The organism is Methanoculleus thermophilus (assembly GCF_001571405.1).
In the GTDB taxonomy this organism is placed as follows: domain Archaea; phylum Halobacteriota; class Methanomicrobia; order Methanomicrobiales; family Methanoculleaceae; genus Methanoculleus; species Methanoculleus thermophilus.
Genome location: NZ_BCNX01000009.1, coordinates 77,900 through 100,607, shown reverse-complemented (window position 1 = coordinate 100,607; position 22,708 = coordinate 77,900). Strand labels below are relative to the sequence as shown.

General features: G+C 56.5%; 25 protein-coding genes. 14 read left to right on the top strand and 11 right to left on the bottom strand.

The features are described from left to right. Window positions 1-4 precede the first annotated feature (4 nt). From MCUTH_RS09325 to MCUTH_RS09315, 3 genes are read right to left on the bottom strand one after another with little or no spacing between them, the layout of a single operon-like run. Window positions 5-952, bottom strand: a complete 948-nt coding sequence (locus tag MCUTH_RS09325) for a CBS domain-containing protein (protein ID WP_066958340.1) — start codon at window positions 950-952, stop codon at window positions 5-7. A 39-nt stretch (window positions 953-991) separates the two neighbouring features. Beyond that, window positions 992-1,747 carry a CBS domain-containing protein gene (locus tag MCUTH_RS09320; RefSeq protein ID WP_066958338.1) on the bottom strand — a complete coding sequence of 252 codons (756 nt, stop codon included), beginning with the start codon at window positions 1,745-1,747 and terminating at the stop codon, window positions 992-994. After that, window positions 1,744-2,307, bottom strand: a complete 564-nt coding sequence (locus tag MCUTH_RS09315; protein WP_066958336.1) for a CBS domain-containing protein — start codon at window positions 2,305-2,307, stop codon at window positions 1,744-1,746. The genes MCUTH_RS09320 and MCUTH_RS09315 overlap by 4 nt, the downstream gene beginning before the upstream one ends. Before the next feature lie 211 nt (window positions 2,308-2,518). Between MCUTH_RS09315 and MCUTH_RS09310 the strand changes: the two genes are divergently transcribed. The 6 genes from MCUTH_RS09310 (at window position 2,519) to uppS (ending at window position 7,308) form a co-directional block, all read left to right on the top strand. Then, the gene (locus tag MCUTH_RS09310) at window positions 2,519-3,160 is read left to right on the top strand and encodes an Era-like GTP-binding protein (RefSeq protein ID WP_066958335.1); all 642 of its coding nucleotides are present in this window, start codon (window positions 2,519-2,521) and stop codon (window positions 3,158-3,160) included. A gap of 5 nt (window positions 3,161-3,165) precedes the next feature. After that, complete coding sequence (locus MCUTH_RS09305) at window positions 3,166-3,534, top strand: DUF2073 domain-containing protein (protein WP_066958405.1); 369 nt, start codon at window positions 3,166-3,168, stop codon at window positions 3,532-3,534. A gap of 22 nt (window positions 3,535-3,556) precedes the next feature. Next, entirely contained in the window at window positions 3,557-3,931 is a 375-nt protein-coding gene (locus tag MCUTH_RS09300; RefSeq protein ID WP_066958333.1) for a Zn-ribbon domain-containing protein, read from the top strand. Window positions 3,932-4,205: 274 nt separating this feature from the next. Further along, a complete protein-coding gene (locus MCUTH_RS09295) occupies window positions 4,206-5,324 on the top strand; it encodes a KamA family radical SAM protein (RefSeq protein WP_066958331.1) in 1,119 nt (372 codons plus the stop codon). 273 nt (window positions 5,325-5,597) lie between these two features. Beyond that, entirely contained in the window at window positions 5,598-6,548 is a 951-nt protein-coding gene (locus tag MCUTH_RS09290; protein ID WP_394326386.1) for a radical SAM protein, read from the top strand. Then, window positions 6,529-7,308, top strand: a complete 780-nt coding sequence (gene uppS / locus MCUTH_RS09285) for a polyprenyl diphosphate synthase (protein WP_066958328.1) — start codon at window positions 6,529-6,531, stop codon at window positions 7,306-7,308. Before MCUTH_RS09290 ends, uppS begins: the two co-directional genes overlap by 20 nt. 46 nt (window positions 7,309-7,354) lie before the next feature. On the opposite strand, the gene MCUTH_RS09280 is transcribed toward uppS, so the two are convergent. Together MCUTH_RS09280 and MCUTH_RS09275 are read right to left on the bottom strand one after the other, a co-directional pair. After that, window positions 7,355-7,945: an undecaprenyl diphosphate synthase family protein gene (locus MCUTH_RS09280; RefSeq protein ID WP_066958403.1), complete on the bottom strand. Its 591-nt coding sequence runs from the start codon at window positions 7,943-7,945 to the stop codon at window positions 7,355-7,357. Next, a complete protein-coding gene (locus MCUTH_RS09275; protein ID WP_224732840.1) occupies window positions 7,942-9,588 on the bottom strand; it encodes a helix-hairpin-helix domain-containing protein in 1,647 nt (548 codons plus the stop codon). The genes MCUTH_RS09280 and MCUTH_RS09275 overlap by 4 nt, the downstream gene beginning before the upstream one ends. Before the next feature lie 107 nt (window positions 9,589-9,695). Between MCUTH_RS09275 and MCUTH_RS09270 the strand changes: the two genes are divergently transcribed. The 6 genes from MCUTH_RS09270 (at window position 9,696) to MCUTH_RS09245 (ending at window position 15,241) form a co-directional block, all read left to right on the top strand. After that, entirely contained in the window at window positions 9,696-10,328 is a 633-nt protein-coding gene (locus tag MCUTH_RS09270) for a metal-dependent transcriptional regulator (protein WP_066958325.1), read from the top strand. Beyond that, the gene (gene feoB, locus MCUTH_RS09265) at window positions 10,325-12,175 is read left to right on the top strand and encodes a ferrous iron transport protein B (protein ID WP_066958324.1); all 1,851 of its coding nucleotides are present in this window, start codon (window positions 10,325-10,327) and stop codon (window positions 12,173-12,175) included. Before MCUTH_RS09270 ends, feoB begins: the two co-directional genes overlap by 4 nt. A 67-nt stretch (window positions 12,176-12,242) precedes the next feature. Beyond that, window positions 12,243-12,995: a diphthine synthase gene (gene dph5, locus MCUTH_RS09260; RefSeq protein ID WP_066958322.1), complete on the top strand. Its 753-nt coding sequence runs from the start codon at window positions 12,243-12,245 to the stop codon at window positions 12,993-12,995. Then, entirely contained in the window at window positions 12,992-13,561 is a 570-nt protein-coding gene (locus tag MCUTH_RS09255) for a DUF357 domain-containing protein (protein ID WP_066958321.1), read from the top strand. Before dph5 ends, MCUTH_RS09255 begins: the two co-directional genes overlap by 4 nt. A 146-nt stretch (window positions 13,562-13,707) precedes the next feature. Next, the gene (locus tag MCUTH_RS09250) at window positions 13,708-14,748 is read left to right on the top strand and encodes a lysylphosphatidylglycerol synthase transmembrane domain-containing protein (RefSeq protein ID WP_066958319.1); all 1,041 of its coding nucleotides are present in this window, start codon (window positions 13,708-13,710) and stop codon (window positions 14,746-14,748) included. Window positions 14,749-14,830: 82 nt separating this feature from the next. After that, the gene (locus MCUTH_RS09245) at window positions 14,831-15,241 is read left to right on the top strand and encodes a bifunctional nuclease family protein (RefSeq protein WP_224732841.1); all 411 of its coding nucleotides are present in this window, start codon (window positions 14,831-14,833) and stop codon (window positions 15,239-15,241) included. Between the two features lie 20 nt (window positions 15,242-15,261). Here the strand turns inward: MCUTH_RS09245 and hisE are convergent, their stop codons facing one another. From hisE to MCUTH_RS09230, 3 genes are all read right to left on the bottom strand, one after another. Further along, complete coding sequence (gene hisE / locus MCUTH_RS09240) at window positions 15,262-15,555, bottom strand: phosphoribosyl-ATP diphosphatase (RefSeq protein ID WP_066958316.1); 294 nt, start codon at window positions 15,553-15,555, stop codon at window positions 15,262-15,264. Next, entirely contained in the window at window positions 15,548-15,988 is a 441-nt protein-coding gene (locus MCUTH_RS09235) for a NusA-like transcription termination signal-binding factor (protein ID WP_066958314.1), read from the bottom strand. The genes hisE and MCUTH_RS09235 overlap by 8 nt, the downstream gene beginning before the upstream one ends. Before the next feature lie 88 nt (window positions 15,989-16,076). Beyond that, window positions 16,077-17,558 carry a sensor histidine kinase gene (locus MCUTH_RS09230; RefSeq protein ID WP_224732845.1) on the bottom strand — a complete coding sequence of 494 codons (1,482 nt, stop codon included), beginning with the start codon at window positions 17,556-17,558 and terminating at the stop codon, window positions 16,077-16,079. A gap of 520 nt (window positions 17,559-18,078) precedes the next feature. Between MCUTH_RS09230 and MCUTH_RS09225 the strand changes: the two genes are divergently transcribed. Further along, window positions 18,079-18,717, top strand: a complete 639-nt coding sequence (locus MCUTH_RS09225; RefSeq protein WP_224732842.1) for a DUF432 domain-containing protein — start codon at window positions 18,079-18,081, stop codon at window positions 18,715-18,717. Further along, on the top strand, window positions 18,717-19,592 hold the full coding sequence (locus tag MCUTH_RS09220; RefSeq protein WP_066958311.1) for a mechanosensitive ion channel family protein: 876 nt from the start codon (window positions 18,717-18,719) through the stop codon (window positions 19,590-19,592). Before MCUTH_RS09225 ends, MCUTH_RS09220 begins: the two co-directional genes overlap by 1 nt. A gap of 186 nt (window positions 19,593-19,778) precedes the next feature. On the opposite strand, the gene MCUTH_RS09215 is transcribed toward MCUTH_RS09220, so the two are convergent. The 3 genes from MCUTH_RS09215 to MCUTH_RS09205 all read right to left on the bottom strand — a co-directional run bounded on the left by MCUTH_RS09215 (window position 19,779) and on the right by MCUTH_RS09205 (window position 22,498). Beyond that, on the bottom strand, window positions 19,779-20,087 hold the full coding sequence (locus tag MCUTH_RS09215; protein ID WP_066958309.1) for an MBL fold metallo-hydrolase: 309 nt from the start codon (window positions 20,085-20,087) through the stop codon (window positions 19,779-19,781). A 207-nt stretch (window positions 20,088-20,294) separates the two neighbouring features. Beyond that, window positions 20,295-21,056: an SIMPL domain-containing protein gene (locus tag MCUTH_RS09210; protein WP_066958307.1), complete on the bottom strand. Its 762-nt coding sequence runs from the start codon at window positions 21,054-21,056 to the stop codon at window positions 20,295-20,297. Window positions 21,057-21,403: 347 nt separating this feature from the next. Then, window positions 21,404-22,498 (bottom strand): serine/threonine-protein kinase, encoded by a 1,095-nt coding sequence (locus MCUTH_RS09205; protein WP_236707450.1) that lies wholly within the window; start codon window positions 22,496-22,498, stop codon window positions 21,404-21,406. Between the last annotated feature and the right edge of the window lie 210 nt (window positions 22,499-22,708).

Below are 22,708 nucleotides of genomic sequence, written 5' to 3'. Positions count from 1 at the left end.
TTCTTCACTCCTCTGCAAATGCTTTTACAAGGTCATACTCCGTCACGAGCCCCACGAGGTGGGAGTCCTCTATCACGGGAAGCGCCCCGACACGACGCTGAATCATCTCGACGGCAATATCGTGAATATTCCGATCCGGCGTGATGGTGTGGAGTTCTCCAGAGAGGAGCGACCGCACCGGTGCTCCCATCACCTCGGCAGCATCTCCGGTCGTCAACTGCTCAAAGGCCTTGCCCTTCCCAAGATAATTCATGATATCGGTGGCGGTAACGATACCGCAGAGAACATCATCCACGACGACCGGGAGCCGCCGGAACCTGCATTTAATCATCTCTTCACAGACCTTGCCGATTGGGGTATCGGGGCTTGTGACACGCACCGAGGGTTTCATGATATCTTCTGCCTTGCGATTGGAATGCTCGGTGGTGAGCACCTTCATCACATCGCGCTCCGTTACGATGCCTTTTAAGGTTCCTTCTGGGTCGGTGATGGGGATCCCGCCGATATTCCGGTTGACGATGATATCGACTGCATCGCCAATGCTCCCGGCAACTGGCATCGTAATAGTATTCGAGGTCATGATCTCGCGTAGCCCTTCGTTGATGGCCGCAAGGAAGTTCCCTCCGTGCTTGACCTGCACCAGATTGAACTTGTCGCCGCCGCCCATGAAGTCGATGATATCGGTGACGGTCACGATCCCGCGGAGATGGCGCGTTCCCGCATCAATGATCGGCAGTCGGCGGAACCCTTCACGAGTCATGATCTCGACAGCCTGGATGATTGGGGTGGTTCGTTGGGCTGTCACGACATTCCTTGTGGCGATTGTCATGATCTCGCCTTCGTAGTCTGCGGGGCGTGACTTGAAATCGACCGGTCCGCGATCGAACTTGCCCGGCATCTTCAGGAGCCTGTCAGCCGGTTTCTTATCAGAATTATTCGAGTGTGGTTGCATGGTATCACTCCTCTGGAAGGTTAATGTCCGGAGGCGCCCTTACCGGGCGAGACAGCTCAGGACATCATGACGGTCGATAACGCCGACGAGCCTCTTCCTCTCATCGATGACCGGGAGGAGGCTGATGTCGTGGTCGACCATCAGTCGGCTCGCCGTTGCGATCTGATCATCGGGCGCTACACTGATGACGGGTGTCGTCATCACCCGGTCCACTGTGGTTTCCGCCTGGTTCTTCACCGATGCACGGATGCTTCCTGCACGCAGGAGGTCTCTCCGGGAGACGATGCCGATGACTTCGTTCTTCTGCATTACCGGGAACGCAATAAAGCCACTTGTTACAATCAGGTTATAAATCCGATGTATGGGGTCCTGGGACGTGCAGGTGACGGGTTTGCGTGACATGACATCATCAACCCGCCCGGGTATATTGTAGCGCGAGATCAGGACCGGAAAGAGTTCGGAAAAGAGTACTCCGGCCAAGAATGAACCGTTTTCATCAACAACAGCGGCACTATTTGTATTGGCACTCATTATTGCGCGGGCAACCTCAACGAGGGGTGTCTCGGGGGTGACCTGTGCAGCCTCCCTGACAAACCCCCCAACGGTAACGTTCGATTTGGTGTCCGTCACTCGCAGGACGTCGGTTATATCAAGGTAGCCCATCAGGCGATCCTTCTCATCAACAACGTAGAGTTCACGGAAGACGTCGTCGCGGAGCACGCTCCGTGCTTTGGTGATGTAATCATCACACCGTAGAGTGGGTATATCCACCATCAGGTTTGAGGTCACTTTCATAGCAACTGCTCCTCTTCCCGACAGGTGGGACAGAGCATAAGGCTATCGACTCGTGAGAGGTCGTCGGACATCTTCCCGCACCGATCACAGACGCCCATGGCGTATTCCTCCTCTCGGTTGATCTCGATAAGGTCCGCCAGCAACTCGTTCACTTCGGCCGCTACGGTGAGGATATCCCTGACGGTCACGATCCCGATGACCATCTGGTTCTCGACGACAGGGAGCCTTCGGACACGGTTTTTCACCATCATCGCCGCCGCATCACCGACTAACTTCTCTGCCCCGATCGTGATCAGGGGGGTGCTCATGATCTCGCTGACATAAACCTCACTTGGCTTTAGGTCTTTTGCGACGACTTTACAATTAATATCCTCCTCCGTAACAATCCCGATGGGTAGGTTATTCTGCAGCACGATACAGCTACCGACCTCATCACGGCACATCGACTGCGCCGCTCGGGCGACTGTTTCCCCCACATCGATGGTCGTAGGATGGCTCCGCATGACCTCCCTGACTGGAACACGTGTCTCGAAGTGGATGGTATCGCTATTATTCATCATAGGATTCTCCTAATTCGGTCGTTTTGAGAGCCGATTATCCAGGTTCAGGTGTATCTAGGTTTTGACAATATAAAAGAATTCTCTCACCAGCGAATTGCTGTTTCTCCTCCATATCCGATGGCATATGCAGAATGGAACATATAATTATATTTATCTGGGAGTGTCATAGCATACGTAAGTATACGCGAAATGGACAATCAGAAGGTGCCAGATGAGCATATTAGTTCGTACAAAACAAAGGATCTCCCGAATCCTTCAGGCGTTCTTTGGGAAGCGGACCCGTCGCATTGGGATCTATGGCCCGCCCAATGCCGGCAAAACGACGCTTGCCAACAGGATCGTCCGGGATTGGATTGGGGACGCAGTCGGGCCTGTCAGCGAGGTGCCTCACGAAACCCGTCGTGTGCGCCGTAAGGAGAATATAACCATCACGGGCAGCAACGGTCACGCGATCACCTTTGATATCGTCGATACGCCGGGTGTGACAACCAAGATCGACTACAATGAGTTTCTCGAGTACGGTTTCGAGAAAGAGGAGGCGATCAAGCGGGCGCGGGAGGCAACCGAAGGAGTTGCCGAGGCGATGCACTGGCTCCGGGAGGACATTGATGGTGTCATCTATATGCTTGATTCCACACAGGACCCGTTCCAGCAGGTGAACATCATGATGGTGGGGATTATTGAGAGCAGAAATCTCCCGGTTTTGATTGTCGCAAACAAGATTGATCTTCCCGATGCGTCACCTGCGCGGATCAAGAGTGCGTTTCCCCAGCACCCCGTGGTCGCCATATCGGGTCTAGAGGGGAGCAATGTAGACGAACTATATGAAACGATGGCATCCTATTTTGGGTGATGGAGATGATACAGGGTGTACAGATAGACCTTATCTCGGCAGAACGCCTTGACCGGCTTACAGGCATGGAGAAGATTCGTCTGATCCTCGACGATGTTATGGAGGGCAACATCGTTATCCTGGAAAAGGGCCTCGCGCCGGATGAGCAGAGCAAACTTATTGAGATTACGATGCGGGAGATCACGCCTGACGGGTTTAGCGGTATCGAGATGGAGACCTACCCTGTCAAAGACGTCCAGGAAGGTTTTCTCTCAAGGCTCCTTGGCGGGAAACGTTCTGAAGCCCGGCTAACGGTTATTGGGCCTGCAAACCAGCTCAAGACTATAAAGAAGGAGAAAGATCTCATCAGCGCATGGATCTCTTCCTCAAGGTGAACAGTGATCACAGGTGATTGAGATGCCTCACAAGTGTACGCAATGCGGTAGGGAGTTTGAAGACGGTTCGACGAAGATCTTGAAAGGATGCCCTAGTTGCGGTGGGAAGAAATTTCTCTACATTCGTGAGGCTGAACGACACGACGATGTGCTGAAAGAAAAAACCGTCAGTGAGATCGTGAGGGAGACCGGGCGCGATGTACTTGAGGTCCGGCCGGATCGACAGAGGAAGGAGATCGAGGTCTTTGACCGGATTGAGAGCATCCGGATCCTTGGCCCCGGATCATACGAGTTGAATATTGAGAAATTGGCAAAATCTGACGAATTTGTCGTTGGTCTTGAAAAAGAGGGGAAGTATGTGGTCGATATTCTCTCTATGGCTCGTAAAAAAAAGTAATCAAAAATTTAAGGCCTCTTAAAGACTGGCCTGACTTTGACCGTTTTTGCGGGTTCGGGCCAAAATCTTAAGTATTCTCAAAGCTATTTTTCAGGTAATAATAGGTCTGACACTCTAAAGTCACATATCCCGGGCAATGGTTTCCTGCATGAGAGCATGGAACTCCCATAAACCGTTTGCGTATATGGATCGCCATTCTTGATCTCGCTCTTATGCGGCCCGATTACTGCTGGCTGTATCGCGTAGAGGAGAGTGTCAACGAAAAAGGAGGATTATGAAGCCGAAGTACCTTGTATCATTGGAACAGGTTGCCAATATCGATGCAAAAGAGCGTGCCGAACTTAAACGCGTTACAGATCTCTTTGCATTCCGATCGAACGATTACTACCTCTCCCTGATTAACTGGGAAGATCTCAAGGATCCCATCCGGAGATTGATCATCCCTAACCCGGGTGAACTTGAGCCCTGGGGGCATCTCGATCCCTCATCGGAACACCGGTATACCCGTGCGCCGGGGTTGCAGCACAAGTACCGGGAGACTGCCCTCATGCTGGTGAGCGATGCCTGTGGAGGTCTCTGCCGCTACTGTTTCCGCAAACGCCTCTTCATCAAGGATGCACGTGAAGTGAATAAAGACGTCTCCAAAGGGCTTGACTATATTCGCGACCACCCGGAGATCAATAACGTCCTGCTGACCGGGGGCGACCCCCTGACCCTTGAGACTGGCCGGCTGACCGAGATCATCCGGCAACTACGTGATATTAATCATATCGGGATCATCCGAATTGGCACAAAGATGCTTGCATATAATCCCTACCGGATCATCAACGACCCTGCATTGCTCGATATGGTCCGACAATACAGCCTGGATGATAAACGCATCTACATCATTGCTCAGTTTAACCACCCGCGTGAACTGACCGAGGCCGCACGCCAGGCAGTCTCCCTTCTTCAGGACGCCGGAGCGATCGTCATGAACCAGACGCCACTGCTCCGCGGCATCAACGATCATCCTGGAGTGCTTGCTGGATTGTTTAACAAATTGGCATCGATCGGTATCCACCCGTACTATGTCTTCCAGTGCCGCCCTACAGTCGGGAACAAGCCGTTTGCGGTTCCGGTAGAGGAGTCCTACAGGATATTCGAGCAGGCACGGGCAGTCTGCTCGGGACTTGCGAAGCGGGCCAGGTTTGTGATATCCCACGCTACCGGCAAGATTGAGGTCGTGGGGAAGACTGATGAATACACGTTCTTCAAGTACAACCAGGCGGCAAACCCTGATGATCGCGGACGGTTCATGATCTACAAGAGCAACCCGAATGCCTATTGGTTCGATGATTACACCGAACTGGTCGACGAAGGGAGAGTGAGAGGGCCCAGTGGAGCGATGTAGACCCCCTCCTCCCCGGGAAGGAACGGGCGGTCGGCCCTGAATGCCAACTGCCTCCCCCGCCATTTGCTTTCTTGAGTCTTTCCGGCCAGATGGAGAGATAAGATGCCTGTACCTGGATCCGGCGCCCGGGAGAGCGCTCTCTCGTGAACTGCCAAGTCTTTTCTTCTTCGCCTTCCCATAGGTTAAGCACCTGTGATACATATGTCGGGAGCAACAGTATCCGGCGGGCAACACCTGAGCCCAGGGTGCATCCTCTGTTACCAGGGTGCAAAGATGGTACTCTTCGTGACCGGTCGGTGTCACCGCACCTGCTGGTACTGCCCACTCTCGCGTGAGCGAAAAGGTCAAGACGCGATCTTCGCGAACGAGCAAAAGATCACGTCGCCGTCCGAGGCGATCGAGGTGGCGGAGAGCATGAGTGCTCTTGGCACCGGGATCACCGGCGGCGAGCCGTTGCTTGTCCTCGACCGGGTGGTGGAGTACGCGAAGCGCCTTAAGGAGCATTTTGGTCCCGAGCACCAGATTCATTTATATACCGGGATCGCGCCGGACGAACCTGCGCTTCGGCGCTTGCAGGGGCTGGTTGATGAGATCCGGCTGCACCCGCCTCATGAGTCCTGGCCTCGTATTCTGGAGACAGACTTCGCCCGTTCCGCCATTCTCGCTCGTCAGATGGGCTTTGTAATCGGCATCGAGGTGCCGGCGCTTCCAGGCATTGGTGCCCTTGCCGTTGCCTTGCCGCTCCTTGACTTTCTCAACATCAATGAACTGGAGTGGGGGGAGACCTGCGCTGCTGCCATGCGGGAACGCGGGCTTGAACTTGCTGACGGGCTGCATAATGCGGTGAAGGGGGCTGCCGATTGGGTGAAGGAGCTTCCGGATGATCCAAAGGTGCATTTCTGCTCGTCGAGCTTCAAAGACTCGGTCCAGTTGCGGGAACGCTTAAAGCGAATCGCAGCGAACACTGCACGCCCGTTTGATGAGGTGACGGACGACGGGACCGTCGTATATGGGGTGCTCGAGCCGGCTGGCGATCTCGATGCGATCCTGGAGATTCTCGATGAGGATGAGTATGCAATCTGCGACGGGAGGGTTGAGATGGCATGGTGGGTGCTTGCCGATCTCCGTGCCGAGCTGCCAGGCAAGAAATATGTCATCGAGCGCTACCCTAACGGTGGCATGGTAGTGGAGGTGACGCCCCTCGATGCTGCGATCAAGGATTGAGCCTCTGTATGAGCGTTACCTGCGGTGGCAGGTAAAACACATACCCCGGCACATTGCCGTGATCCAGGATGGAAACCGCCGGTACGCGAGAGAACAAGGCCTTGATTCGTCGTTTGGGCATCGGCTAGGGGCAGATACCACGGAACATGTCCTCGACTGGGCGTGTGAACTTGGCGTGCGGCACATCACGCTATATACGTTCTCTACCGAGAACTTCCGGAGAGATAAGCGTGAACTCGCCGAGCTTTTTGCACTTTTCCGGGAGAAGTTCCTCGCAATCCTGACCGATAAACGGGTGCACAAAAACCATATCCGGGTCCAGATGATAGGGGACCGCTCTCTCCTCCCCGATGACCTCCTTGAGACCATCGATGCGGCGGAGAAGGCGACGCAGCACTACTCAGAATACTTCATCAACGTTGCGCTTGCCTACGGCGGCCGGAACGAGATCGTGCATGCTGCCCGGTCGATCCTCGACGAGGTCAAGCGGGGTATCCTCGATCCTGCGACCATCAATCCCGATACCGTTGAGAGCCACCTCAATCGGGGAGAATCCATACCTCCAGTCGACCTGATCATCCGGACCGGCAACGACTGCCGGACATCCAACTTCCTCCCCTGGCTCGCGAATGGTCACGAGTCTGCCGTCTACTTCTGCGCTCCCTACTGGCCGGCATTCCGAAAGATCGATCTCTTGCGGGCAGTGAGGGTCTACGATCAGCGGATGAGATTGAAGGAGAGCTCGGGCCAGCGGGGTTGAAACTGAATCAGCAGGAGTTTATGTTGATACAGTTGCGCCTCCTCTTTTATCGTCCAAACCGGCGTGCACGTGACTGAAAATCCCTAAGCGCCCTGAGGAAGTCCACCTTTCGAAGCAGGGCCCAGTTGACGTCGAGGAAGAAGAGTTCGGAGTAGACCGACTGCCAGATGAGAAAATCGGTCAGGTGGTCCCCGCCGGTCTTGATGACGAGGTCCGGCTCATACTTGTACGTGAGGTAGGACTCAAGCAGGTCTTCGTCGACCGCCTCAGGATCGATACCGTCCTTGGCCATCCTCCTGATACAGTCGGCGATCTCCTCCCGTCCGCTCTTCCCGATCGCTACCGTCACGTCCATTCCCTCACCGCTGACCTCCTTTTTGTCCAGGTAATAGAGGGTCAGTCGCGCAATCGAGGAAATTGCGCGAATACGTGGTAGGCACCGCTCAAGGCTGGCCGGAGCGTCGGTACTGATGTGGAACATGACGCTCCTAATTCCGAGTTCGCGGGACCATTCGGTGGCACGGAAGATATTCTCGGGGGCATCGAGCATATCCTGCCCGGTGATCATGAAACAGATCTGTTCCGGGAGTTTTTGGAGATCGCGAAGGAGGATCTTCTCGTAGAGCCGATAGATCACGAGAGCCACTCCTGTAGACTGGATAGGGGTAGAGTATTCAGAATATCGTTCGGGGCGCACCAGCCCCGGCGTGCCAGTGCAATCCCGTAGCGCATATTTTCAAACTCACCGGTACGGTGAGCGTCGGTCCCTACTGCCAACTTCACTCCCTTCTTCTTCGCGTGCCAGATATAAATATCCTCAAGATCGAGCCGGTGAGGGGATGCATTGATCTCGAGTGCCGTCCCTGTTTCCGCTGCATGGTCTATCACCCGGAAGAGATCGACCGCATAGGCCGGTCTCTTTCCGAGAAGGCGGCCCGTCGGATGTCCTATGATATCCACGTGCTCGTTCTCCATTGCGGAAAGAACCCGGCGGGTCACAATGTCCTGGTTCTGGCCGAACCCTGAGTGAATACTTGCAATAACCAGGTCGAGGTCCGCAAGAATTCTATTCGGATACCCAAGCGTGCCGTCGCTCCTGATATCTACTTCACTCCCGAGAAGGAGCTGGCAGGTGTGCCGCTGGTTGATCTTATCGATCGCGTCCCGCTGCTTGAGAAGAGTCTCTGGTCTCACTCTCGATGAGTGGTCGGTGATCACAATATACTCGTAGCCCCGGGTATCCCCTGCCTCGGCTACCTCCTCAAGCGACTGGCGACCGTCGCTCGCGACGGTGTGGGCATGGAGATCACCCCGCACATCATGGATATCAACCAGATCTGGGAGGGTGAGTCTCTGGGCAAGTTCTATCTCGCCGCGGTCCTCACGCAGTTCGGGCGGGATGGGCGCCATCCCGAGAAACGAGAAGACCTCTTCTTCGCTCGCAAACGTATGCACCCGCCCGTCCGATATGCTCGAAAGACCGTCGGGAGTGAGCCGGTATCCCTTCTTGCGCGCCACATCCGCAAGTTTCTCCAGGAAGTTGGCCGACCCGGTGGAGCAGAGGAGCGCGGTGCCGTATCTCGCCGGATCGGTGAACCGAAGATTCAGATGCGCCCCATCGATGGTAGCAAGGCTTTCCGCAACTGCTGCCTTATCGGCGATGGTGACGACCTCGATCTCGTCGATCGTGGCGGCGCCCCGCCGGTAACTCCCGGTAACCGTATACTCTCCCTCCGGGAGGAACGCTCTGAGGTTTGCAAGAACTGCCTCGACCTGCGGGCGGGTCATCGTATCAGGTCTCCGGCGGAATTGCCGAGCCCCTTTTGCAATTGTTTCCTCCTTCTTTGCCCCAAACCCGGGAAGCGTACGGAGCCGGCGCGCCTTTGCCGCCCGCTCCAGGTCGTCGATCGTCTCGATGCCAAGCCTCTTCCAGAGGAGATGCAGGGTTCGTGGTCCAACGCCGGCAACGCCAAGGAGTTCGATGAGCGAACCCGGGATGGCGGTCCGCAAGGTCTCGAGTTCCGCAAATGTTCCGGTCACCGCAATCTCGCGGATCTGGCCGGCTATCCGGACCCCGATGCCCGGGATGCGAGTGAGTTCCTCCTCGCTGCATCCGGCGGCCGGGAAGGAGAGGTGCTCGATCCGGCGTGCCGCCCGCTCATAGGCCTGGACCTTGTGTCGGTCCTCTCCTGCGATCTCGAGCAGGCGGGCCATGGTTGAAAGCCGATCGGCAATCTCCCTGTTTGTGATCTCCTTCTTCTGGCCCATCATCTGTCTCATCCTGGTGAAACCATAGAGAAACCGATCTCCCTAGATCGGGTGCATCACCCCGATCTCTATGACGTCATCCAAACCCATAAACTGCCATAAGTTAAAAAGAATGTAGCATGCTTCCCTCCGCATTCGAGGATTACCTTGAGGCCATCCTCACGATCACGGGAGACGGCAAGCGTCCTGTGGCGTTGCAGGAGATAGCGGACGCACTCGATACCGAAAGGACGGTCGTCGAGGATACGCTAACCTCCCTGATCGAGGAAGGATATCTTGAGCAAGCTCCCGGCGGTGCCGTCAGACTGACCGAGAGAGGATTCACATTGGCATCGCGGGTGGCGCGGAAACACCGCGTTCTCCAGTGCTTCCTGACAGAGATGCTCGGCGTCGATGCGGATAGAGCGAGCAAAGAGGCCTGCGCGCTTGAACACGGTATCTCCGACGAGACCATCGATCGGCTCTCCACCTACATGGGGGGCAACCAGCCCGCGCCGGGACGTATGGGGCGCTGCCGTGGGCGGGATGCCTGTACGCTGCTCGACTGCAAGGAGGGCGACACCGTCCGGGTGGCGATGATACGAAGTCCCCGGCGGAACCGCAGGCTGCTTGATCTCGGCATCTTCCCTGGAGAGGTCGTACAGATCCGGCGGAAACTCCCGAACAACTCGGTCGTCGTCAGAGCAAAAGGATGCGACATCGGCATCAGCCCTGAGGTCGCAGCGTCGATCATTGTGGAGTCGTGTCCATGAGGTTTGCGCTGGTCGGTAATCCCAGTGTGGGCAAGTCCCTGATCTTCAACCAGCTCACCGGCCTCGGGGTCGAGGTGAGCAACTATCCCGGGACCACCGTCGAGTTGCAGCGGGGCAACACCTGTTTTCAGCGCGAGATGATCGAACTCGTGGATCTCCCCGGTGTCTACTCACTGGATGGTGAATCCGAGGAGGAGGCCCTGGTCCGCGAGTTCCTGGGGCAGCGGGAGATCGATGCGGTTATTGTGGTGACCAACGTCACCCGTCTGGAGCGCAACCTCTACCTCCTCCTCCAGGTTGCGGAGTACGGGCTCCCGATGGTCGTTGTGCTGAACATGGTCGACGAAGCCGTAAAACAGGGGCTTGAGATTGACACCAACCCGCTCCGCGACCTCCTCGGTGTCGATGTGATTCTCGCGGCCGCAGCGCAGGGGAAGAACATCGATCAGATCATCCCGGCGGCCCTTGCCGCAACCCGGCCGGCGACGGTGGAGATCCCGTACGACCATCATATCGAAGCTGCCGTCCGAAGCCTCGGGAAGATCTTTGGAGCCGATCGTGTAGAGAGCATCCAGGCGCTTCAGGGCATCGGCGATAACCCGGAACTGCTCGAAGCGGCACGAGCGATCGCCGACGAGATCGAGTCCCGGCACCGGATGACGGCCGCCCAGATCATTGCTGCCAACCGGCATAACTTCGCCCACCAGATCGCCGATCTGATGCTCAAAGAAGACGTGATGCTCCCCCGGTCCGACCTCGACGGCTTCCTGACGCGGGCCTTCCCGGGCATCCCCATTCTCCTTGGGGTTCTCGTGGGGATGCTCCTCCTGGTCTTTGCGCTCGGGACGTTTCTTGAGGAGATGATCGTCGAACTCTTCGATGTATTTGCACTGGAGCCGTTCCACATGCTCGGGTTGCCGCCGCTCATCGATGTAGTGGGAGCCTCCATCCTGCTCGCGCTCCAGGCTGGTTTTGGGATAGCGTTCCCGTACGTCCTCCTCTTCTATATCTTCATCTCCATCCTCGAGGACTCCGGATACATGACCCGGGCGGCGTTTCTCGCCGACAACGCGATGCACCGTCTCGGCATGCACGGTGGGGCGGTCATCCCCCTCACCCTGGCGTTCGGGTGCAACGTGCCGGCCATCATGAGCGTACGGCTCCTGCACTCGCGGCGCGAGCGAATAATCGGCTCGTTCCTGGCCACGATGGTCCCATGTTCGGCGCGGACCGTCGTCATCGCCGGGATTGTGGCAGCCTTCGTCGGGATCGGGGCGGCGTTCAGCGTCTACGCCATTGTCTTTGTTCTGATCCTCATAACGGGCCTCTTCCTCTCCCGTGTGACACCCGGGGAGCGCTTCGGGATGATCATGGAGATGGTCCCGCTCCGTCGGCCGGACCCGCGGTTGGTGCTAAAAAAGGCCTGGTCGCGCCTCTCCGAGTTTCTCTTCATCGCGATGCCCCTCCTCCTTGCAGGAAGCGTCGTCCTTGGGCTGCTTGAGTTCTTCGGCATCATGACCCTCTTTGAGCAGATCGTGGAGCCCTACACCATGGCCCTCCTCGGTCTTCCCGGGTACTCTGCAACAGCCCTCATCTTCGGGATCTTGCGAAAGGAGATGGCATTTGAGACCCTTGCCATCCTCGCGGGCACTGCAGACCTCGGCTCGGTGCTCTCGTCCCTCCAACTCTATATCTTTGCGATCGTGACCGTCCTCTTCGTCCCCTGCCTTGCGACCATCACGGTCCTCCTGCGTGAGGTCGGGGCACGGATCACGCTTGCGATCACGGCATATACTGTCGCCCTCGGTCTCTTTGTCGGGGCTCTTCTCTTCCATCTTCTGGGGTAGGACCCACCCCCCGTGATCCGTTACTTCTACGATGCAGGAGCGCCGACAGTTGAGGAGTGATTTGATCATGTTAACGTTCGTGGGTCTCGGCCTCTACGATCTCGGTGATATCTCCGTCAAAGGCCTTGATTACGTCAGGAATGCTGATGCAGTCTATCTGGAGGCATACACGTCGCGGCTGATGGGTGCGGACGTCTCCGAGATGGAGGCGTTCTTTGGGAAGGAGATCAGGGTGCTTGCACGCGAGGATGTTGAACAGGACCCCCATGAGATCATCGAGCGTGCGGCGAGTGGTCAGGTGGCGTTCCTGACCGGAGGGGACCCCATGATCTCGACGACACACGCCGATCTCCGGATACGGGCGGCTGCTGCCGGGGTTGCGACCTCCATCATTCACGCATCGTCCATATCGAGCGCAGTCTCGGGTCTTTCGGGTCTCCAGAACTACCGGTTCGGAAAGTCCTGTTCGGTTCCGTTCCCGGCCAGGGGGTGGTTCCCGACGACTCCCATCGAGACGATAGCCAAAAACCTTGAACTCTCCCTCCATACGCTCGTCTACCTCGATATCCAGAAGGATCGCTACATGCGCATACCAGAGGCGATCACCATCCTCGAGGAGATGGCGGAGAAGTGCGGGATCGAGCCGCCCACGCTCTACGTGGGCATCGCCCGGGCTGGGTCCGAGAACCCCGTAGTCCGGGCTGGGACCGGTGCGAAACTCAAGGAGACCGATTTTGGACCTCCACTCCACGTTCTCGTCGTCCCGGCGGACCTCCATCCCATGGAGCGTGAGTATCTGGAGGTCTTTGCCGATCTATGACCCTCGAAGAGTACGGGGCACTCTTCTCGGAGGCTCTCTCCCGGACCAGGACTGCCGTTCCGGCAGGAACGCCTCTTGGCCGGGCGGCGGACGAGGTGCTCGAGATGGCTGCAGCGTACTTAAGTGATGGTTGGACGTTTCTTCGAACGGGCGATCCGGTAAACGCGCTTGCAGCCTTTGCCTACGGGCTCGGGTGGCTTGACTGCGGCACAAGCCTGGGATTGCTTGAGCCGCAGTCAGGCCATCCGCCAGTCGGAGTGGATGCGCAGATCCCGGATGCCATGAGCGCCCACCTGCACGAAAAGACCCATCGGTATCGCAGGATGCTCAATGCTGCTCTGTCTGCGGTCGAAGTGGGGGCGGACGAGGCAAGTCCGCTCTATGCGGGGGGGGAGGTGCTTTACTCCTGGGCAGCGTTCTGGTATAAAGAAGGCGTGGAGCGTCTCGAGGCCGTGGATCTTCCCGGAGCCCTTGCCCGATATAGTTATGGGTATGCCTGGCTGGACGCCGGCATCCGCGCGGGGCTTTTCAGAATAACCGGTGAGCGCGATCTCTTTACCGTCTAGGGGTCTAGACCCGGTCTCAACATAAAATCATCGTTATATACTTCCTACACAATACTTTATTAATCCGATTTCAGGCATTTTTCTCCTGAAATTGTTCGAAAATCCAGAAAAGATCGTGGATCCGGCCTGATGCCGGGGGGTTGAGGATGAATAGGTCTCAGTGGAAATGGCTGCTCGTCTCGATCAGCTTTAGTGTCCTTGTGCTGATCGGTGTCCTGTACTTCACCGTCGATGAGATGACGGTCGAGTACCTCAGCCGGATTAACCCACTCTACCTTGCCCTCGCCGTTCTCTTCCACATCGTCTCGCTTGTCTTCTGGGCGCTCCGTATCCAGGGAATGTCGGCGTCACTAGGATTTCGGGTGAACTTCAAACACTGTCTGAACCTGGTGCTCGCGAACATGCTCGTTGCGGCGGTCACCCCGTCCCAAGCAGGCGGGGAGCCGGTCCGGATTCATGAACTCTACCGGGCAAACGTCCCGGTCGGGGACGCGACCGCCGTCGTCGTGATGGAACGGATACTTGACGGGATTGTCCTTGGATTGCTTGGAGCCTTCTCTATGCTCTTCCTCGGCCGATACTGGAGCAGCCTCACCTCGGGGTTCAGTGGTCTTAGCCTCCTGATGTACACCGCCTGGATCCTCGTCACGCTCTTTGTGCTGTTCTTTGTCTACTCGGTGAAGAACCCTGATAGCCTCAAACGGGTCCTTAAGTGGATATCACGCTGGATCGACCGGCGCTGGCGCTTGAAGCGGCTTGAGAGCCTGCTTGATACGATCGACCGGGAGGTGGACAACTTCAATGCGGGCCTTGTCAAGTTCATGAATCACGGTAGAAGCGGCCTTGTGTGGGGTTTTCTCTTCACGTTGCTCTTCTGGCTCTCGGAGTTCGCCATCGCATCGCTGCTCCTTGTCGGCCTCGGACAGCCGCCGTACCTCATCGAGTCGTTCGTTGTCCAGCTAATCATCGCCATCATCATGATGATCCCCCTCACCCCCGGCAGTTCCGGGATTGCCGAGCTTGGCGCCACGTCGCTCTATAGCATCTTTGTCCCGTCTTCGATCGTGGGTGTCTTCGTCCTCCTCTGGAGGCTGATCCTCTACTACCTCAACATCCTGCTCGGCCTGCTCTCGAGTCTTGTCATCGTACGACGCGAGATCCTTGCCCGCACAAATCACCGGCAGTGAAGACCCCAAGATTTAAACCTCATTAAACTTATGAACTGGTGATCACATGGCGGCTCAAAGTTGTAGGGTTCAGGGCGTGTTCATGTCGGTGAGCGAGATGGGGGCAGCACCGACAGTCGTCCTGGATGCCGGGGGCGACAGCACGATACCCATATATGTCGGGCTCTGGGAGGCAATCTCGATCAACAACGCGCTCAATAGTGAGATGCTGCCCCGGCCTATCACCCACGACCTCATCGTTGAGCTGTTTCGAAATTTTGACATAACTCTGGATGCTCTGCACATCGATTCCCTGGAGGAGGGTGTCTTCTATGCCAAACTCCTCCTCCGGCAGGGCTCCCGCACTGAGATCATGGATTGCCGGCCCAGTGATGGGATAGCCATCGCTCTGCGCTACCGTGCTCCCATCATGATTGAGGACACTGTTGTGGAGTCCGCAGCAGTGAAGAAGGATGACCTCCCGAGGATGGTGGACTTAAAGGAGTACCTCTAATCCACCGGGAGGGCCCTCTCTTACTTTCGACGTGCGGCAAGCTCGTCGAGTACATCCGCCACATCGGTGCCGGATGCTTTAAGTGCTACCAAAAAGTGGAAGAGGAGATCGGCAGCTTCCGATATCGTCCTTTCCGGGACCTGATTCTTTGCAGCAATGATGAACTCGACCGCCTCTTCACCAACCTTCTCCAGGGATTTATCGACCCCTTTCCTGTGGGTCAGGATCGAACTGACGTAACTCTCGGCCGACGGGTGCTCGGCCCGATCCTGAATGACCTGCCAGAGCTCTTCTAGGATGTTCCAGTCACGCATGGGCATCTCCTGCTGTGAGCACCTCGCCTAGGTCGGTATTGAAGTACCGGGAGATGAGGATACGTGCTTTCTCGATGGTGCATCCGCCTTTCCCGATGGCGATGCCAAGGTCACCCGGTTTCACATAGACAGTGAGCCTCCCGTTGTCGCCTTTGTTGGTCCCGACGACATCGGCCGGCTTAAATACATTCTTCGCAAACTTTTCAATCTCTGGAGAATATTCGACCATTTCTACACGTTTCCCGAGGACCCTCTGCATCTTTTTGATATTGCTGCCTTTCCGGCCGATAGCGAGGCCCATATCTCCTTCTTTTATAAGGTAGACCACGCGGTCGAAGCGTTCATCGATGATGCAGTCCAGCGCGGTCGCCCGGGTGAGGATTCTCAACTCTTCGATATATCGTCGTTCTTTGAAACTTATGGTTCGGATCATTGAAGCAGTCCCCAATGGGAATGATGCGGTATGATATAGTCGCTTGAGGGATATATATCTGAGTACTCGAATTGCTTTAATCAACCGGCTAGCATTTCTGCAGGATTATCTTTATTGCTGCCCCTTCCTCGGGTTTGCCAGGAACCCTGTCCGATGCCCAGACACGTCCCCCATACCGGGTAACCAGGGTTTTAACGATATGGAGCCCCAGTCCCCTACTTCCGGGCGTGGATTTCCCCTCACGATTGAATCGGTCGAAGATGTTGGGTTTTAAGTGATCCGGGATACCGATCCCGTTATCTGCGACCGAGAGCGTCACAATATCTGCGGTCTCTATGACGGATATCTCGATCCGCACCTTCATGCCGCCAAACTTGATGCAGTTGCTGATCAGGTTGGATATGACGTGCTCAAGGAGGGGGCTTGCCCAGACCATATGACTTTTCGCCTCATACCGGATATCGATGCCTGCGTAGCGCCGTATCTGGTCGCGGATAACACAGTCGAGATCAATCGGCTCCAGGCGGATCTGATGTTTGTTGAGCGTATTTAAGAGTTCAACATTCTTGATGACGTTTATTCCCTGCTCGATCGTGATCTTGACCCTTTGAGCGAGTTCCGCTTCTTCGCCGGAGAGTCGTTCCCGGAGCATCTCAATGATCGTCGCTGCAACCATGTGAGTATTGTAGATATCGGTACCAAGCAGATCGAGATAGAGGTTGGAGAACTGGCTGGTCTCCTGGAGAACTCGTTCGCAGAGGAGGTCTCTTGTGATATCACGGCTGACCCCGGTGGCCGCCACAATCTTCCCTGTCGAGTTGTGCAGGGGATTCATGGTGACCATAAACGACCGCTGATCTCCGTGCCATGGAAATGACCATGTCTCTGATACTCTCTCTCCCGCCTCGATAACCCGGCGCGCTGCATCGATCAGGAATTCCGCCTCCCTGGGCGGAAACAGATCGTAAGGAGTCTTTCCTACGATATCATCCGGGTTTATGCCCTCGTTCCGAGCGCTGGTCCAGAAGAACTGGGTGAAAACACCTTTCCGGTTAAGCGTGAAGATCATATCCGGCAGCGAATTTGCCAGGATCTGAACCTGTTCCTGCGAAATCTCGGAGGGGTCTTCGGCCGACGGTGCGTGGGGCAGATCCTGGAAGATCTCAATCGCTCCAACCTGCTGGCCATCGGCGTCGCAGAGGGGCGCAGCCATGCAGACGATCTCTCTGCCGGATGCGAGAGTGATCTGTGACTTGGCGAGCGTCCCCTCTCCCTCGTGCGGGAGCAGGGGGTAGTGGTCGCTCCTGGGTTCGTCATGCGATAGAATACAGTCCGCCAGTGTGGGGCGGCGCTCGCCGAACAATGCTTTCCCATGGGCGTAACTGCCCCTCCCAATCATTTCCTCAGCAGAAATCCCTGTGTATTGCACCATTCCTTCGTTCCAGACGATTACCCGACCCTCGCAGTCGAGAACAAGTGCCGGTTGCTGGAGGTGATTGAAGATGCTCAAGGGTATCTGGCCGTGACTTATAGTATCCTTGATTTCTTCCTGGTTTGCCTTCACATACATCACCTGGAAACAGTTCTCGGCCCAGTTACCTGTGCATGCCCCCTTTGAGCGCGACCTCCTACCTGCCGGCAGGCATGGTGCCTCACGCTTATTACTATCTTTCTATCCCCTACGATGCTCGCGCGCCTTCGTGTTCGATCACTCTAAGATGGCAAAGAAGGTGCGGCGTATCATCAGTCTGGTGGCAGATGCGTAGAAGAGTATCTGGAAGATCCACTTAAAAGAGTGTCTGTTTATTCACTCTGGAATATGCTAGATTGGTAGTTTACTATTTATGCATTATCAGATTTCTTCCTGTCATAACTGATGGCATTCTTATTATTCGCTTTTTACTTGATGGTAAAAACTGAATATAAATATTTTAGCAGTTATTTTTTGGAGCGTCCGGCAACGCAAAGGGCGGCATTTCACGCTCAGTCGAGCAACTTAATATTTGAGTATCTGTATAGGAATAGTGATGTTCGGGCGCTATTATGGTACATTTCGCCGAGAATGTGGGGACATTCTGGTGGAAACCGAGATGAATAACGGTCTTCTGACCTACCGGCGCCGGTGCGAAGGACGGACGTTTGAGCGAGTTCTGGTCTCAAAGACGGGTGAGTTTATCATCAATCCAGTGGAGCCGCACAACCTCCCTGAGGATATCACCAACTTCCTGCAGATAGAGTTCCCTCCGATTGTCGTCGAACCAGGAGCCACTCAGACGGTCTACTTGAAGTTCCCCATCGAGATGGGGGTCTTCTTAGAATCTGCAAAGGACATCAGGGTGCTTGATATCTTCGGTCTCGGCAGCCAGAAGTTCACGCTCTACGGCTCGCCTACGGATGGGCTCATTGCCCGCTGGTACAAGAGCGAGATTTACCCGGAGATCCCACCGGTCGAGCCCCTTCGTGAAGGGGTGATGGAACTCTCCATCCATAACGCGTACACCGAGTGGGCAGAGGTCTCATATGCGGTCTTTGACACCACCGATATGAAGATCTACTACGATGAGATTGTTGCGATCTCTGCGTCGATGAAGATCATCGCGAGGACGCTTGCGGAGACGAACTTCGCCGATAAACCACTTCGGCCAGGCATGGCAAAGGCCATTGAACTGCATGTAGCCCGCAAGATCCCGATGATTGACCGGGGTTACCTGATGGAGTGGGGATACTGATGGCATTTAACGTGACTGAGATCCTGGATAGTTCTATTGGGGTTGGCAATATCACCCTCGGGAACGTCCTGTACTTTGCCATCGCCCTCATCATCGGCGTGATCGTCGCGAAAGTCGTCTCGATAAACGCCCGCAGACTCCTTGCTGAGCGGCTGCCCAAGAACGAGTCTGAGCTGCTCACAAAACTGATCTACTACATCATTATCCTCTGGGCGTTCGTCATCGCTCTCCCGCAACTCAGCTTCGACCTCTCCGGCCTTCTGGTGGCCGGGGGAGTTGCCGGTCTGGTCATCGGTTTTGCCAGCCAGAGCGTCGTCTCGAACCTGATCTCCGGCCTCTTTTTGATGTTTGAGCGGCCGATCAAACTTGGGGATAATGTAAATATCGCCGGCATAAACGGCATTGTTGAGGATATCCGCGTCCTCTCGACGGTTCTCAAGACGTATGATGGGATCTACGTCCGGATCCCGAACGAGAAGGCCTTTACGTCAAATATCACAAACTACGTCAACAACCCTGCCCGGAGGTTTACGTACCAGATCCCAATCCGGTATAAGGATGACGTCGATGCGGCGATCCGAATCACAAAAGAGGTCATCGCGGCCCACCCCTTTGCACTGAAGAACCCGGCCCCCATGGTCTTCCTTGACAGTATCGGTGATCGCGGTCTCAACCTGGACGTCCGGATCTGGACACCGGCCTGGAAGTGGTGGGATGTGAGGATTGACCTCCTCCTGAAGATCAGGCAGGCGCTCGAAGCGAATGGCATCGATGTTCCCCTCCCACAGCGCATACTCTGGTTTGCGGATGACCTGGGGATTAAAAACCCGAGTGCCGAGGGGTATGAGATTATTGGAAGGGATGAGATCGAGTGAGGTCTTCAACCCCCTAATCTTTTTAGACCTGATGCACTATCCCGATCCCGCCTGATCGAAACGACTCCGGACACCGCGCCTGCAGTTTTTCGATCTTATCGGTGCAGTGAGAATGGCGAGAGGTAAGCAACTCCGGCGAGTGTTTCAATACCCTCCTCCACGACAGACGCCCCGAACCGGTCCAACCTATGATCCCCGTTCGACGATCCGGCTGATGTGCGGATGCGCACAGCCTGTGACGACGGGATAACCGTTCGGCGTGGTCACCACGAGCGGCCCGGTTACAGCGATGCCGTCTGCGATCTCCGTCCACTCACGTATGTCCCGGGGCTCAGTGTGACTCCAGATCAGTCCGAGGGTCTTTTCCGAGACGGCATCGTGGGCATAGGCTTCCATCGATGGACTCCCGGCCAGAACCGTAGCGGCCCCGCCGATGCGGTCATGGGAGAAGACGGGGTATTGGCTCTTGGTAAAATTGGCCCCGAGCGCCTCCACGTTTTCAAACAGGACATCTCCTCTCGCTCCCCGGCATCATAGAGTGGCCAGGTATCCACGGGATAACGATGAAAGCGGGCTAGGATAGGCTCAATACCCGATCTCTCCTCGGGATAGATCGTGCTTTCCCGATGGGGTAGATCGGAGGCTGGCCCGGGGCCAGAGAGCGCCCGGACCTGCAGACAAAAAGGGGAGTTGTGAGGGGGATCAGGAGATGACGTAGGAGATTGAGACGGTTGCGGTCACGTCGATCTCACCGGCCTCGAGCGGGGTCGGGGCCGCTACGCCGGCTGCCTTCTCCATGCTCATGAAGCGGCTGTCGTATGCCAGCGGGATGTAACTGCTCCCGACGTTGACCTCTTTGACATCGATGATCCTCTTGCCGAGGGCTGCGGCAACCGCGTCTGCGTCGCTCCGCGCCTGCGCGACAGCGGCGGTCAGGGCCTGCGACCTGAACTGCTGCTGCTTTTCATCACTCAGGGTGAACGCGAACCGGTCGACCCGGTTTGCACCGTTCTCGACCGCAAGGTCGACGATCTCACCGGCACGGTCTACGTCATTGAGCGTGACCTCAAGAGTGTTGATGACGCGGTAGAACTGGATCTTCAGATCAGATGCCCCCGTCTCGGAGGAAAGAGGCCTGTTGTTCTCCCCGGTCACCGGGATGATGTTGTAACTCGCGGTCCTGATATCTTTCTCCGGGATCCCTGCCTTCTTTAAGGCTTTGATCACGGCGTCCATCTTCTCTGCGTTCTGCTGCTGTGCAGTCTTGACGTCGGCATGCTCGGTCTCGACTGAGAACAATATGATGGCCTGGTCGGGTGTTGTCGTCACTTTGCCCGTACCGGAGACATGGATTAACTTTTCTTTTGACTCCGCCGGCTCTGGCGTCTGTGCGGTGACACTACCGATCACCGCTGCGCAGAGGACCATCAGGGCGATCCCCAGAAGTACTATCTTTCCTCGCATAAGCGTCAATCATCTCTTGAATGGGTAAAAATAAATATCTTCCTTTAACTACGATAATTTTCGTAGTTTTCTATCGTCCAATTCTTGATCTGGCCCTCTAAATTTGAATTTCCGTCTGCAGCAACCGCTGCACCGTACCCTGGACCCACCCGACTGCTACGACGGACGAGCGATCTGGATGGCGATGCAGGTGGCTCCACTCACGGTCTCGAGCAGGGCCTAGTGTTCAGGCCCGGTCTGCGACCGGGCCGGGCGGTCCTGCACTCACGTATGGGTCGACTGCAAAAGGAAGTATGGGCGGAGGCAAATTGGTGAAATCCTGCATCACCCTGGCGTTCAGGCCCCCTTCACGCCCGTCCGTAGCCAGTCTCCCTCACCACGGTCTCGATCGCATCGAGCGCCTCTCCGGCGGATTGGTAACGGTCGGTGGGTGTCTTTGCGAGGCAGCGGAGGATGATCTCATCAAACCTGGCTAGGGCAGGGTCAAGATCAGACGGTGGCGCGGGCTGCGCGTTCAGGATCGCTCCGGTAATCCCGGCGATGCCCTCGGAGGCGTAAGGAAGTTTTCCTGTAACCATCTCGTAGAAGACGACACCGAACAGGTAGATGTCGGTTGCGGGCCCGGTCCTCCCGAACTGCTCCGGGGCGATCTGCTCCGGGGCCGCGTAGGCGAGGGTGAATCCGGCGGTGCCATTCTCCCGTGTCTCTTCAGGCCTCGTGCTCATGCCCCAGTCGGCGATCTTCGGCGTCAGGTCCTCCGCAAGAAGGATGTTCCCGGGCTTGATGTCTCGATGGACGATCCCCCGTTTGTGGGCATAAGCCAGCCCGGCGAGAATGCCGGCGGCAATCCGGGCGGCGGTCTTCGGCAGGAGGGGTTTATCGAGGTCTGTGAGACTTTGGGGCAGGTACTCCATCTCGACGTACGGGACAGGGAGGATGTTGACCGAGTAGACCTGCACGATGTTTGGATGCGCCAGTTCCTCCCAGAATCGCATCTCCTTCAGGAAGGTCTTTCCGGTTGCTTCGTCGTAGGCGACCGGAACCTTCACCGCTACAGGCCTGCCGTCGTCACGCCTGACTGCGGAGAAGACCTGTCCGAGCCCGCCTCTCCCGACGAAGGTGATCCGGTCGTAACGTTCGCTCAGTTCGCGCGGGAACCCGGCCGGGTGAGGGAGTACGGTCCGGTTTGGGTCTTGCAGGACGATTGTGCTCGCCGACGAAGCGCCGTGGGGACCTCTCTTCTCCGGTTGCTTGAGGTACCGCGCACCAAGCACGGCTGCCCCGGCGAGAAGGGTTAGGCCCAGAACAATCCCGGTCGGCCCCGGTAATTGGGCGCCGGCTGTCCGGCTGCTCTCCTCCTGTGGCTCCATGTGTCTCCCGGTTGGCGTCTCGGTCATCTCTTCTCCAAGGATCTCGGAGGAGGGGACGGGGGTCGGCGTCACCTGCGGCGTCGTTTTGCCGTTGTTCTTCTTGATCTGACCGGGGGCGCTTGCACTCTTCCTGGGTGCGGTGACATCGTCGACCGGTTTTTTGTCGGCAGCCTTGATGGATGTAGCGTCGGCATTCGCGTGCTCCGGCGCCCCCCCGCTCCCGAGACTGCGGGGGCGGTCGCGACGATGAGGAGGGTGGCCATGAGGAGCAAGACGGCCGCC